General features: G+C 63.0%; 12 protein-coding genes. 8 read left to right on the top strand and 4 right to left on the bottom strand.

All coding sequences use genetic code 11. From position 1 onward, the window contains the following. The first annotated feature begins 84 nt into the window (after window positions 1–84). The gene (locus tag APH44_RS14745; protein ID WP_054893347.1) at window positions 85–861 is read left to right on the top strand and encodes an N-acetylmuramoyl-L-alanine amidase; all 777 of its coding nucleotides are present in this window, start codon (window positions 85–87) and stop codon (window positions 859–861) included. A 75-nt stretch (window positions 862–936) separates the two neighbouring features. Beyond that, complete coding sequence (locus APH44_RS14740; protein WP_054893346.1) at window positions 937–2,556, top strand: EAL domain-containing protein; 1,620 nt, start codon at window positions 937–939, stop codon at window positions 2,554–2,556. A 9-nt stretch (window positions 2,557–2,565) separates the two neighbouring features. Here the strand turns inward: APH44_RS14740 and APH44_RS14735 are convergent, their stop codons facing one another. Further along, a complete protein-coding gene (locus tag APH44_RS14735) occupies window positions 2,566–4,332 on the bottom strand; it encodes a KinB sensor domain-containing domain (RefSeq protein WP_054893345.1) in 1,767 nt (588 codons plus the stop codon). A gap of 8 nt (window positions 4,333–4,340) precedes the next feature. After that, the gene (gene algB, locus APH44_RS14730) at window positions 4,341–5,687 is read right to left on the bottom strand and encodes a sigma-54-dependent response regulator transcription factor AlgB (RefSeq protein WP_054893344.1); all 1,347 of its coding nucleotides are present in this window, start codon (window positions 5,685–5,687) and stop codon (window positions 4,341–4,343) included. A 211-nt stretch (window positions 5,688–5,898) separates the two neighbouring features. Here algB and APH44_RS14725 point away from each other — a divergent pair, with 211 nt between their 5' ends. The 6 genes from APH44_RS14725 to APH44_RS14705 all read left to right on the top strand — a co-directional run bounded on the left by APH44_RS14725 (window position 5,899) and on the right by APH44_RS14705 (window position 11,308). Beyond that, window positions 5,899–6,720 (top strand): BON domain-containing protein, encoded by an 822-nt coding sequence (locus APH44_RS14725; protein WP_054893343.1) that lies wholly within the window; start codon window positions 5,899–5,901, stop codon window positions 6,718–6,720. 176 nt (window positions 6,721–6,896) lie between these two features. Beyond that, entirely contained in the window at window positions 6,897–7,181 is a 285-nt protein-coding gene (locus APH44_RS14720) for a hypothetical protein (protein WP_054893342.1), read from the top strand. A 40-nt stretch (window positions 7,182–7,221) separates the two neighbouring features. Beyond that, window positions 7,222–7,389, top strand: a complete 168-nt coding sequence (locus APH44_RS29150; RefSeq protein ID WP_028695791.1) for a DUF1328 domain-containing protein — start codon at window positions 7,222–7,224, stop codon at window positions 7,387–7,389. Then, a complete protein-coding gene (locus tag APH44_RS14715) occupies window positions 7,386–7,856 on the top strand; it encodes an inhibitor of vertebrate lysozyme family protein (RefSeq protein ID WP_054893341.1) in 471 nt (156 codons plus the stop codon). Before APH44_RS29150 ends, APH44_RS14715 begins: the two co-directional genes overlap by 4 nt. Window positions 7,857–8,595: 739 nt before the next feature. After that, on the top strand, window positions 8,596–9,933 hold the full coding sequence (gene gltP / locus APH44_RS14710; protein WP_054893340.1) for a glutamate/aspartate:proton symporter GltP: 1,338 nt from the start codon (window positions 8,596–8,598) through the stop codon (window positions 9,931–9,933). Window positions 9,934–10,078: 145 nt separating this feature from the next. Next, window positions 10,079–11,308 carry a nucleoside recognition domain-containing protein gene (locus APH44_RS14705; protein ID WP_054893339.1) on the top strand — a complete coding sequence of 410 codons (1,230 nt, stop codon included), beginning with the start codon at window positions 10,079–10,081 and terminating at the stop codon, window positions 11,306–11,308. Here APH44_RS14705 and APH44_RS14700 read toward each other — a convergent pair. Then, window positions 11,290–11,916, bottom strand: a complete 627-nt coding sequence (locus APH44_RS14700; RefSeq protein ID WP_054893338.1) for an ABC-type transport auxiliary lipoprotein family protein — start codon at window positions 11,914–11,916, stop codon at window positions 11,290–11,292. The genes APH44_RS14705 and APH44_RS14700 overlap by 19 nt on opposite strands. After that, window positions 11,913–12,851, bottom strand: a complete 939-nt coding sequence (locus APH44_RS14695; RefSeq protein WP_054893337.1) for an MlaD family protein — start codon at window positions 12,849–12,851, stop codon at window positions 11,913–11,915. Before APH44_RS14695 ends, APH44_RS14700 begins: the two co-directional genes overlap by 4 nt. Between the last annotated feature and the right edge of the window lies 1 nt (window position 12,852).

Raw genomic sequence — 12,852 nt, 5'->3', positions numbered from 1 at the left:
GAGTGGGCATCGTTGAGAATGGGTAATCGGCGATAGCACGTTATACTGTAGCGCTTATACCGACACATGACGTGCCTCCATCCGATGAAAACGTTCGCTACTGCCCTTCTCCTCATCCTGCTCGCCGGCTGCTCCAGCGGTCTGCGTATCGACCGTAGCCACACCTCGGCGAACCAGGACAGCCGCATCCAGTTCGTCGTCCTGCACTACACCAACGCTTCGCTGGAGCGCTCGCTGGCGCTGCTGACCCATGGCGAGGTCAGCAGCCATTATCTGGTTGGCGACGGCAATGCCACGGTGTACCAACTGGTGGATGAAAGCCGCCGCTCCTGGCATGCCGGCGACAGTCAGTGGCAGGGTCGCACCTGGCTCAACTCGAGCTCGATCGGTATCGAGATCGTCAATCCCGGCTATACCGATACCCCCAGCGGACGTGTCTGGCACCCCTACAGCGAAGCGCAGATCGAGGCAGTGATCGCCTTGGTCAAGGATATCGTCCAGCGCTACAACATCCAGCCGCGCAACATCATTGGCCATAGCGACATCGCGCCTTTGCGCAAGCTCGACCCGGGGCCGCTGTTCCCCTGGAAGCGCCTGGCTGACGCAGGGCTGGGGATCTGGCCGAACGCTGCCTCCGTGGCGCGCCAGCAGGTGTATTTCGAGGCCAATCCACCGAGCCCGCTCTGGTATCAGCAACAACTGGCCCGCTTCGGCTATGCCATCGAGCAGACTGGCGAGCTGGATGTCTCGACCCGCCATGTGATCGCCGCTTTCCAGATGCATTTCCGCGCGCAGCGCTTCGACGGCATGCCCGATGCGCAGACCGCGGCAATACTGCAGGTGCTCAACAGCATGCGGTGAATCAGGACCGCCTATCGCACCGCGCCAACTGTTCATCCAGTTGCTATACCTTTGGTATTCAACTGGATGCCGCGCATGTCTTCGCTGATCGCCTCTGTGCGCCAAATTTTCTACCGCCCCTGGCTGTTGGCCTCTCTGGTCGCGTTGGCCAGTGCTGCGCTGCTGCTGGCCGCCAGTGTCGGTGTCACCCTGCAGCAGATGAAACAGAGCGAAAGCGCGCAGATGAATGCCCGCGGCGAGCGTTTTCTCGAGCGCCTGGAGCAAGTGTTCGGTCAATTGCGCGAGGGGGTCGACCAGTTGCAGACACTGCCGATGCGCGGCTGCGATGCGGCAATGTTGTCTGCGCTGCGTCAGGTGGGCCTGAGCTACCGCTTTGTCTACGAGGCGGTCTATGTCGACGGAGACATCGCCTGCTCCAGCCGCGGTGGGGAGCAGGTCATGCGGCCCATGCGCGCCCCCGACATCCAGGGGCCGACCTACAGTTACTGGCTGAACACCACCACCGAGCCGAACGAAAATCTTGCGGCGTTGATGCTGGGGCGTGGCCATTTCCTGGTGTCCACCTCACGCGGCCACCTGACCGACGTGGTCGATCTCCCGCCCGGTGGCAGCCTGCTGGTAGTGCTCGACCGCGGCAGCCGGGCGATCCCGGTGCTGGGCCCTCCCCAGCCCTGGCCACCCGCGCCAGACTGGCCGCCACCGTCACGCAAGGCGCTGATCGAGCTCAGCGACCGCCTCGTCTACCGGATGCCGACCAAGTCACCGGACTACCAACTCGTCCTCATCGCCCCCCGTGCAAGCCTGCCGCTGAAGCTCAACGGCATGCTCTGGTTGTTGTTCCCCGGTAGCCTGCTGCTCGCCTGCTGCATCGGCTGGCTGGTGCTGCAACTGATCCTGCAGCGGCGCTCGATGAGCTCGGAGTTGCAGCAGGCGCTGCGCCGTGGCGAGCTGCAGGTGCTCTACCAACCGATCTTCGAACTGGACAGCCGCCGTTGTGTCGGCGCCGAAGCACTGGTGCGCTGGCGCCGACCGGATGGCAGCCTGACCAGCCCGGAGCTGTTCATCCCGCTTGCCGAGAACACCGGGCAGATCCGCCCGATCACCGACTTCGTCCTGCAGCGGGTACTGGAGCAACTGGGCCAGTTGTTGCGGGCCAATCGGCACTTGTACATCTCGGTGAACCTGGCGGCGTGCGATGTGATGGTGCCGCGTATCGGCCGGGTCGCAGCGCGGTTGCTGGCCCAGCATCGGGTGTCCGCAACGCAGATCGCATTCGAAGTGACCGAGCGCGGCCTGATCGATGTGGTGGTGGCCCGCGACAACCTGCAGGCCCTGCGCTCGGTCGGGCATCAGGTACTGATCGATGATTTCGGCACCGGCTACTGCAGCCTGGCCTACCTGCAGACCCTGCCGGTCGATTGCCTGAAGATCGACAAGGCGTTCATCGACGCCCTGGGCCACGACGCCGCCAGCAGCGGCGTCGCCCCGCATATCATCCGCATGGCCCATGACCTGCACCTGCGGGTGATCGCCGAGGGGATCGAGTGCGAGGACCAGGCCGTGTTGCTCAACAGCGAAGGGGTCAACTATGGGCAGGGTTGGCTGTTCGCCCATCCGCTCAACGCCCGACAGTTCGCCGAGCTGATCACGCGCGGACGGCGGATGGGCGGGCGGCGAATCGATGATGAGCCTTGAACAGGCGCCTCAGACCGGCAAGGCCATGTAGAACTGCGTCCCCTGCCCCGGCCGCGAGAACACGCCCATGCGCCCGCCATGCAGTTGCACGATTTCCTTGCACAGGGCCAGACCCAACCCTGCGCCGCCCTTCTTGCGCCCGACCTGCACGAACGGCTCGAAGATTCGCCCCTGCTGGCCATAGGCAATGCCTTCGCCGTCGTCCTCGACGCTGATGATCACCCGCTCGGCATGCCGCCGTGCGTGCAGGCGAATGTGCCCGCCACTGGCGGTGTGGCGGATGGCGTTGTGCAGCAGGTTGTCCAGCACCCGGTCGATCTGCGCAAGGTCGACCTGGATGTGCGGCAAGGGAGGCTCCAGCTCGCTGACCAGTTCGATCTGCTTGTGCGCCGCCGACTCGGCGAAGCGTGCCCGGGCCCGCTCCAGCAGGTCATCGAGTGTGCAGGGCGCCAGTTCCAGTTTCTGCAGCCCGCTCTGGTAGCGAGAGAAATTGAGCAGGTCGTTGATCAGTTGGGTCAGACGCTGCATTTCTTCGCCGATGGTGTCGAGCAGATCGTTTTCCCGCGCTTCGGGCGGGAACGAGACCCGCTCGCGCAGCAGGCCGAAAGCCATGTGCATGCCGGTGACCGGGGTGCGCAGTTCATGGGAGGCACGCAGGACGAACTCGCTGCGTACGCGCTCGAACGCACGCTGTTCGGTCACGTCATGCAACACCATCACCGCGCCGAGGATCGGCCCTTGCGGGTGGCTGACGGGTGTCAGACTGAAGGTCAGCAGACGGGTCTCTTCGTCCACCTCGATGCTCAGGTCATCCGGTGGCCGGTCCAGGCTGCCGCCGCGCAGCACCTGGCGCATCTGTTGCTCCAGCTCCGGGCGGTTCAGGGCTTCGGCCAGGCTGCTGCCAAGCCGCGAGGCATTCCAGCCCAACTGCCGTTGGGCCACGGGGTTGAGGTGTTCCAGGCGACCTTGGCGATCGATGATCAGCAGGCCATCGTCGATGCTGTCGAGCACGGCCTGCAGGCGCTGCTGGCCGGCCAGCAGCTCATCGACATTGGTGGCCTGGTGCTTGCGCAGGGCGTCGGCCATCAGGCCGAAACGGCGGGTCAATTGGTTGAGTTCGGTGGCTTGGGTCACAGGAAGGGTAACGTCGAAGTTGCCTTGGCCAACCTGGTCGGCTGCCTTGGCCAAGGCCTCGATCGGCTGGCCGAAGCGACGCGCGATATTATGCGCGGTGATGAAGCCCAGCACCACCACCGCCAGGCCCATCAGGCCCAATGCACCACTGACCAGCAGGGCATGATCGCGAGCATGTTCTTCGCTGCGGGAAATGTGCTCCAGCGCCTGCTTGTGCGAGTCGATCAGGTCGGTACGGACCTGGTTGAACGCGGCGCCCAAAGGGTCGTCGACGCCCATGCTGCGCGACGGTGAGGTGCTGTCGCGATAGGCCTGGAGGAAGGTCTGGTAGTTGCTGCTGGCCTTGCTGAATCCGGTGCGTTCACCGCCCTGTTCGAGGCCTGCCACCAATAGCGCCTGGAAGTTTTCCTGCAGGCTTGCCAAGCTTTTCGGATCGGTATCTGCATCGAGTATCAGGTTCAACTGCTCGCCCAGGTTCTGCCGCAGCTTCAGCCCGACCTCCAGGGTATGGGTGGTGTCACGCACCAGCTTTTGCTGCACCGCTGCCATCTGCAGCACGCTGATCAGCCCCAGCAGCAACCCCAGCAACGCTACCGTCACCAGTGCCGAGATGCTCAGGAACAGCCGCGTGCGCAGCTTCATGGGCCACTTCACAGGTTGTACTGCTTGCGCTTGCGGTACAGGGTGGAGGCATCGATACCGAGGGTCTTGGCGGCCTGGTCGAGGGTATCGCTGGCTGCCAGGACGGCACCGATGTGGGCGCGCTCCAGCTCATCGAGACTCAACGCTGCGCCAACCTTCGGGGCGTTGCCGGTGGGCTGCTCGCCCATCCCCAGGTGGCTGATTTCCACGCGCTCCTGCGGGCAGATGATGCTGGCGCGCTCCACCACGTTGCGCAGTTCGCGGATGTTGCCCGGCCAGCGGTAGTTGAGCAGTGCCGCACGGGCCTCGTCGCTGAATCCCCGCGCCGGGCGCGAATACTCCTTCACGAAACGGGCGAGGAAGCGATCGGCGAGCGTGAGGATGTCCTCGCTGCGCTCGCGCAGTGGCGGCAGGTGCAGGGTGATGACGTTGAGGCGGTACAGCAGGTCTTCACGGAAGCGGCTCTCGCGCACCATCTCCTCAAGGTTGAGGTTGGTTGCGGCGAGGATGCGAACGTCGGCCCGACGGGTGACCGGATCGCCGACCCTTTCGTATTCCTTGTCCTGGATGAAACGCAGCAGTTTGGGCTGCAGGGTCAGTGGGAAATCACCGATTTCGTCGAGGAACAGCGTGCCGCCGTCCGCCTGGCTGACCCGCCCGAGCGTGCTCTCGCTGGCGCCGGTGAAGGCGCCGCGGGTGTGACCAAACAGTTCGCTTTCCATCAGCTCGGCGTTCAGCGAGGGGCAGTTGATGGTCACGCAGGCCTTGCGTGCGCGTTTGCTCCAGCCGTGAATGGCGCGGGCCAGTTCGCCCTTGCCGGTGCCGGACTCGCCCAGGATCAGGATATTGGCATCGGTGGTCGCCACCTGCCGCGCGGTTTCCAGCACCGCCATCATTTGCGGGCTGTGCGAGTCGAGACCGTCCTTGGGCTTGCGCACTTCGCCTTCCAGCGCTTCCAGGCGCGCCGACAGTTGGCGCACCTCCAGTTGCTTGGCGGTGGCCAGGCGCAACTGGTCGGGGCTGCAGGGTTTGACCAGATAGTCGGCAGCGCCGGCCTGGATGGCATCCACTGCGGTATCGATCGCCGAGTGTGCAGTGACGATCACCACGCGCATCCAGGGCGCCTGGATGCGCATCTGGGCCAGCACGTCTAGGCCGTTGTCCTCTCCCAGGCGCAGGTCGAGGAAGCACAGATCGAACACCTGGCGTTGCAACAGGGTCTCTGCCTGAACGGCACTGTTGGCCGTGGCGACGCTGTAGCCCTCGTCTTCGAGGCAGTAACGGAAGGTGCGCAGGATCGCGGACTCGTCGTCCACCAGCAGAATGCGGCCTTGCTTGTCCTGGGCTGGTTCCATTTTTCCTGCGCTCCTATGGGATTGATCTCAGTTAGTGTCGGAAAAATCGGGCAAGTTGCATGGTCGATTCTGAAGGATTCCGTCCTGTGCATGCTAGCTGTTGCTCTGTTTATTGGCTAACAGATTGAAATAAATAGATTTTCCAGCATTCGTGACGCTGGCATGCAGGTTGCGAGCTTGGTTGGATTTGTTACGAAAAAGGAGAAGTGCCATGCCTTTGTTCCCACGTCATTGCGCCCTGGCTGCCGGCCTGCTGCTGGCAGTCGGTCCCGTTGTCGCCGACCCGTTGCAGGATGCACGACTGGAGGGGGCCGTGCAGACTGCGGTTTCGCTCAACAAGGTGCTCAATCCGTTCCGCATAGAGGTACAGGTGGAGGGGCAGCAGGCCCGCCTCAGCGGTGAGGTGGAAAATCCAGTCGAGCGCGACCTGGCCGAGCGCGTCGCCTTGGCCACCCGCGGTATCGAGCGGGTGGATAACCGTCTGCAAGTCAATGCCGAGCTGGCGGAGCAGCCGCTTGAGCGGCGTGCCTACGCCCAACGCCTTGAGGACGCCACCTTGACCGCGATCATCCGCGCGCGCCTGCTCTGGAGCCGGGTGACGGAAAAGGCGCCAATCGAGGTCGAGAGCCGCGAGGGCGTGGTGACCATGCGCGGTCGCGTCGATAACGTCGAGGCCAAGGAGCTGGCCGGGGTCATCGCCCGTACCAGCGAGGGTGTGTACCTGGTCAACAACCTGATCAGCCTGGATTCCGCAGCCATGGCCCAGGCCCGTGAAAATCCGCCGACTGTTCCGACAGGGCCGCAGCCCAGCGATGCCTGGATCATCGACAAGGTGCAAAGCAGCTTGCGCTACAGCCGTAATCTCGACGGGCCGAATATCAAGGTGGCAAGCCAGGAGGGCCTGGTGCGGCTGTCTGGCGAGGTGGTCAGCCAGGAGCAGAAGACCATCGCCGTGCAGATTGCGGGGCAGATCCTCGGAGTACGGGGCGTGGATGCGGACCTGCTGAAGGTGGCGAGCAAAGTGGAAGGTTGAATCGTGCAAAACGCACGGCCTGCAGCAAGGCATCGTGCAGGATACGTCCTTGCTGCATTTTCCATTTGCGCATAACTGACTGATTTATAAAGATTTTTTCGAGATGAAAAAGCTGGCATGCAGGCTGCAATAACTCCCTCAAGGTTTGGATAACAAATACAGCAGGAGGAGCCGGCATGAATCGCCAATCAGTCAACCGTTCGCAGGACGTAGCGCTGCCCGTGCATCAGTTTCTGTACCTGGCGATGGCACTGGTACTGACCCTCGCCGGCGGCCTGTTCTACCACAGCTGGCAGACCGCTCGCCTGGCCGACCAGGTAGCTGCTCAGACTGCGTTGTTGACGCAATTGAAGACGAATCACGCCACCACCCTGGTCAAGGCGGCACAGCCGCTGCCTTCGGCCAATGCTTCGCCGGCCACCCTGGAAAACATCGTTCCTCAGGAACGCTGGGTGTTCTAGTGCCACACCAACCCGATCCCGAAAAGAAAGGAGAAACACCATGCTGAGCTGGGCTATCACATTCCTGATCATCGCCATTGTCGCCGCAGTGCTGGGCTTCGGTGGTATCGCCGGCGCCGCAACGGGTATCGCGAAGATCCTGTTCATTGTCTTCCTGGTCCTGTTCGTCGCTTCCTTCTTCTTCGGACGCGGTAGAGGACGCCCATGAGCAGGATGCTCTTTAACGCCCTGGTCACCGCCCTGCTCGTGGGCGGCGGCTCGGCGGCGATGGCAGCCAATGACGGTCAGGTGCGGGCTAACCAGTTGCTGGGGTCGGACCCGGAATACCGCCAGACCTGGCAGAAGACCATAAAGAATGAAGAACGCCTGCCCGAGTGGGTGATCAACCTCAGCGGCAGCTCTGCGCAGCAGATGTCTGCGGTGACCGAGGACGGCGACAAGTATCTGGTCGGCCCTCTCTGCGAGTCGGACAACAACTGCACGTACAAGCGCCTGATCGTGGCGTTCAGCTGGGACAAGGATGAAGCCTACGGGATGCTCGTGGAGGTTCCCGAAGGTCTGCCCTCAGACAAGTCGCCAACCCGCCATGCGGACTACCGCTGGTTGGGCAAGCCAGACGAAGGCATGCAGAAGTTGCTGCAGGAGCAGCTCAAGCGCGATCCGAACTGGTACTGACCAACGGTCGCGCACTGTAATCATATGGACGTTGAACGTATTTACCGTTGCGTCGTCCATGATGCGCCGCCTCGAGGAGAGGCAGCACATGACCAGGGGGCCGGGCTGTTCTGATCGCGTCAGGATCGGAGTGGCCTAGGGGTACAGGGAGTACCTCCGACGAGGGCCGGGTCAGGAGAGACAGCATCGGAAGATCCAGGTCAGTGGTGTCGGAAAAGGCACTAACACTCGACCTGGCTTCCGAAGCGTCCTTACAGAAATCTCCCTTCCAGAACGTACTTGTACGATTTTTCTCTCAAGACACATTTTGTCGTAACCGTATATCGAATTTTTTTCCCCTCGATTGCGCTGTGCGCAGGGTGTGTTTTCTACCATTCGGATTGTCGAACAACCCCCCACCACCCTCCAACTGATCCTGTCGTTTCTGCCTAAAAAATGGCGGTTTGGTCTTGTTCGGAAAACCGAACGCCTGGATTTTTTGGCCGCTGAATTGGCCGATTTGCGGTCTTTTCCTATGCCGATTCGGCATGGGGTAGTCGTTTCCGGCATTAGACTGACCCTGTCCACGTCGCAATAGTTGCCGCCTTTTTAGCTGGCCCGAGCGCTCGTTCGCTCGCTGGCGTTGACCTGAGAACAGGGTCGCCAGACGGAAGCCAATCGCTGCCCGTGACGTTGCCAAAGGCTCTGGGACGCGCTTTTCCGATCTGCTGGCCATGACCACTACAACAAAGGTAACGACATGAAGAAGGCAAAACTGAGCCTCGCCTGGCAGATCGTGATCGGTCTCGTCCTGGGCGTTGCAGTCGGCGCGCTACTGAATCATTTCAGTGCAGAAAAGGCATGGTGGATCAGCAACGTCCTCCAGCCCGCCGGCGACATCTTCATTCGCCTGATCAAGATGATCGTCGTCCCGATCGTGATTTCGTCGCTGATCGTGGGCATCGCCGGGGTTGGCGACGCGAAGAAACTGGGCAGCATCGGCCTGAAGACCATTCTCTACTTCGAAGTGGTGACCACCATCGCCATCGTCGTCGGTCTGGTACTGGCCAATGTGTTCCACCCAGGTGCCGGCATCGACATGAGCACCCTGGGCACCGTCGACATCTCCAAGTACCAGGCCACGGCGGCCGAGGTACAGCATGAGCATGCGTTCATCGAGACCCTGCTCAACCTGATCCCATCGAATATCTTCGCAGCGCTGATGCGTGGCGAGATGCTGCCGATCATCTTCTTCTCGGTCATGTTCGGCATGGGCCTCTCGAGCCTCAACGCCGACCTGCGCGAGCCGCTGGTGCGTACTTTCCAGGGTGTGTCGGAGACCATGTTCAAGGTCACCCACATGATCATGAACTACGCCCCGATCGGTGTATTCGCCCTGATCGCCGCGACCGTCGCCAACTTCGGCTTCGCCTCGCTGCTGCCGCTGGCCAAGCTGGTGCTGCTGGTGTACTTCGCCATCGCCTTCTTCGCCTTCATGGTGCTGGGCCTGGTGGCACGCGTGTTCGGCTTCTCGATCATCAAGATCATGCGCATCATGAAGGACGAGCTGATCCTCGCCTACTCCACCTCCAGTTCCGAGACCGTGCTGCCGCGCGTGATCGAGAAGATGGAGAAGTACGGTGCGCCGAAGTCGATCTGCTCCTTCGTGGTACCGACCGGCTACTCGTTCAACCTCGACGGTTCGACCCTGTACCAGAGCATCGCGGCGATCTTCATCGCCCAGCTGTACGGCATCGACCTGTCGATCAGCCAACAGCTGCTGCTGGTGCTGACCCTGATGGTCACCTCCAAGGGTATCGCCGGTGTGCCGGGCGTCTCCTTCGTGGTGCTGCTGGCGACCCTGGGCAGCGTGGGCATTCCGCTGGAAGGCCTGGCCTTCATCGCCGGTGTCGACCGCATCATGGACATGGCCCGTACCGCACTGAACGTGGTGGGCAACGCCCTGGCCGCCGTGGTGATCGCCAAGTGGCAAGGCATGTACGACAGCGCCAAGGGCGAGGCGTACTACAACTCGCTGTTCCAGGCCAACGGCAAGAAAAAAGAAGCTGTGGTGGCGGGCAAGACCGTCAACCAGTAAGCCTCTGGTTGCAAGCAAGAGCCCCGACCCGTCGGGGCTTTTTGCATTGTGGCGTCCGACACCACCCCTGTCGGCCGCTCTTGCAGGGATCGGATTCAGGGCGCCTTATGCGCTATCATTCGGGCATTTTTCAGGGGGATTGCAGATGCTCAACGGCCTCTGGCTCGGCTTTTTCGTGGTAGCGGCCATCTCTGCCCTGGCCCAGTGGCTGGTCGGTGGCAACGCGGGAATCTTCGCCGCGATGGTCGAGAGCATCTTCGCCATGGCCAAGCTGTCGGTCGAGGTCATGGTCCTGCTGTTCGGCACCCTCACCCTGTGGCTGGGCTTTCTCAAGATTGCCGAAAAGGCCGGTATCGTCGAATGGCTGGCCAAGGTTCTCGGCCCGCTGTTCGCGCGCCTGATGCCGGAAGTGCCGCCTGGCCACCCTGCCCTGGGCCTGATCACCATGAACTTCGCTGCCAACGGCCTGGGCCTGGACAACGCCGCCACGCCCATCGGCCTGAAGGCCATGCGTGCGTTGCAGGAGCTCAACCCCAGCAGCACCACGGCGAGCAACGCGCAGATCCTGTTCCTGGTGCTCAACGCCTCGTCGCTAACCCTGCTGCCGGTCACCATCTTCATGTACCGCGCCCAGCAAGGCGCTCCCGACCCGACGCTGGTGTTCCTGCCCATCCTGCTGGCGACCAGCGTCTCGACCCTGGTCGGCCTGCTGTCGGTCGCCGTGATGCAGCGCCTGCGCCTGTGGGATCCGGTGGTGCTGGCCTACTTCATCCCCGGCGCCCTGCTGCTGGGTGGCTTCATGGCGTTTCTCGGCACGTTGTCGGCGGCTGCGTTGGCGAGCCTGTCGTCGATCCTCGGCAACCTGACGCTGTTCGGCGTGATCATGCTGTTTCTGGTGATCGGTGCGTTGCGCAAGGTGAAGGTCTACGAGGCCTTCGTCGAGGGCGCCAAAGAAGGCTTCGACGTCGCCAAGAGCCTGTTGCCCTATCTGGTCGCGATGCTGGTCGCAGTGGGTGTGCTGCGTGCCTCCGGGGCGCTCGAGCTGGCGCTGGGTGGCATCCGCCATGCGGTCGAGTGGATGGGCGTGGACAGCCGCTTCGTGGAAGGCCTGCCCACGGCACTGGTCAAGCCGTTCTCCGGCAGCGCGGCGCGGGCGATGCTGATCGAGACCATGCAGACCCACGGTGTCGACAGCTTCCCTGCGCTAGTGGCCGCGACCATTCAGGGCAGTACCGAAACCACCTTCTACGTGCTGGCGGTGTACTTCGGCGCCGTGGGCATCCAGCGCGTGCGCCACGCAGTGGGCTGCGCGCTGCTGGCCGAGCTGTCTGGGGTGATCGCGGCGATCTTCGTCTGCTACTGGTTCTTCGCCTGAGCCTGCATCCGTGAGGCCTGGGCGACTGTCCAGTCCACCACCTGGCGCGCGAGCTGGTCGCTGGCAGCGCCAAAGCCGCTGACCACTGCCGGCACCTGCTTGTCGGCCAGTGGCTGGAGCACCTCGAAGCGTTGGCTGGCAAGGATGCGCTGGCTGCGCCCTTGCACCAGCCGCGCGTCGTAGCGGATCAGTACCTGCACCCCGTTTTCGCGGTATTCGCTCTGGAACGCTTGCAGCTCACCCGCCAGCTCGTAGTCGGCCTGCAGATTGCTGTCATCGGCGCTCAGGCGCTGCACCCGGCCGTCCCGCTGGAAGGCATCGAGCAGGCGATTGCGCACCAGCAGTGGCACCGGATCGCTCCAGCGCGCGCCCTTGTAGCTGCTGATCACGTCGCCTTGCGCAATCACGGCGATACGCGGCCCGGCCAAGACTTCGCTGGCCAGCGGCTTATTCAGGCGCAGCGACCAATCCACGGGTGTCGCCGGGCGGCTCTGCTGGTTCACCGGCAGGCGATAGATATCGGTGGGCTCGGCCTGTGGCAGGATCGAGCAGGCGCTGGCCAGGCTCAGCAGGCTGCCTGCGGCGAGCAGGCGAAGGGACGGCCTCATGGCTGGAACTCCTTGGTTGGGTCGCGGCCCAGCAGGTAGCCGCTGGGGTCGGCCTCCAGGCGCCGGGAGATGCCCTTGAGGGCATTGAGGGTTTCGCGCAGCTCGCGGATTGCCGGGGCCAGCTGATTGAGGCCTTGGGCGCCGTCGTCGAGCGCCTCGCGGTTGTTCTTGAGCAGGTCATTGATGGCCGCGGTGCTCTGAGCCAGCGACTGCATGGCCTGCTCCGCGCTGCCAAAGGCTTGCTTGCCCTCGCTGCCGAGCAGGCCATTGGCGTTGCGCATCAGCGCCTGTGTCTCGGCCAGGGTGGCGCTGGCCTGCTTGCCGACCTGACCGAGTTGCTCGATGGCCTGGGCGATGCCGCCCTTCTGGCTGGCGAAGGCACCGGTAGTCTGTTCGAGGTTGGCCAGGGTGTTGCTCAGGCGTTCGATGTTGTTTTCCGAGAACATCTGGTTGGCGTTGTGCAGCAGCAGGTTGATGTTGGTCACCAGGTCGCTGCTGTCGTTGAGCAGGCGTGAGATCGGCGACGGCGAGGCGACGATCACCGGCAGCTGTCCGTCCTTGCCCTTGAGCGATGGGCTCTGCGGCGTGCCGCCGCTGAGCTGGATGAACGAGTTGCCGGTCACCCCGGCGAGCGTGAGCTTGGCCTGGGTGTCTTCCTTGACCGGTGTGTCGGCGCTCAGGCGGATGCGCGCCAGTACCCGGCGCGGGTCCTGCGGGTCGAGGCGCAAGGTGCTGACATCGCCGACCTTGATGCCGTTGTACTGCACCGCGCTTCCCCGGGACAGGCCCGAAACGGCCTCGTTGAACACCACTTCATAATCTTTGAAGGCATCGTCGACGCTGGACTTGGTCAGCCACAGGCCGAACAGCATGGCGCCGGCCACGACCAGCACGGTGACCAGTCCGATGAGGACGTGATGAGCTCGGGTTTCCATC

This window comes from Pseudomonas sp. NBRC 111143 (assembly GCF_001320965.1).
GTDB classification, from domain to species: domain Bacteria; phylum Pseudomonadota; class Gammaproteobacteria; order Pseudomonadales; family Pseudomonadaceae; genus Aquipseudomonas; species Aquipseudomonas machongensis.
This window is presented reverse-complemented; position numbering and strand designations above follow the sequence as displayed.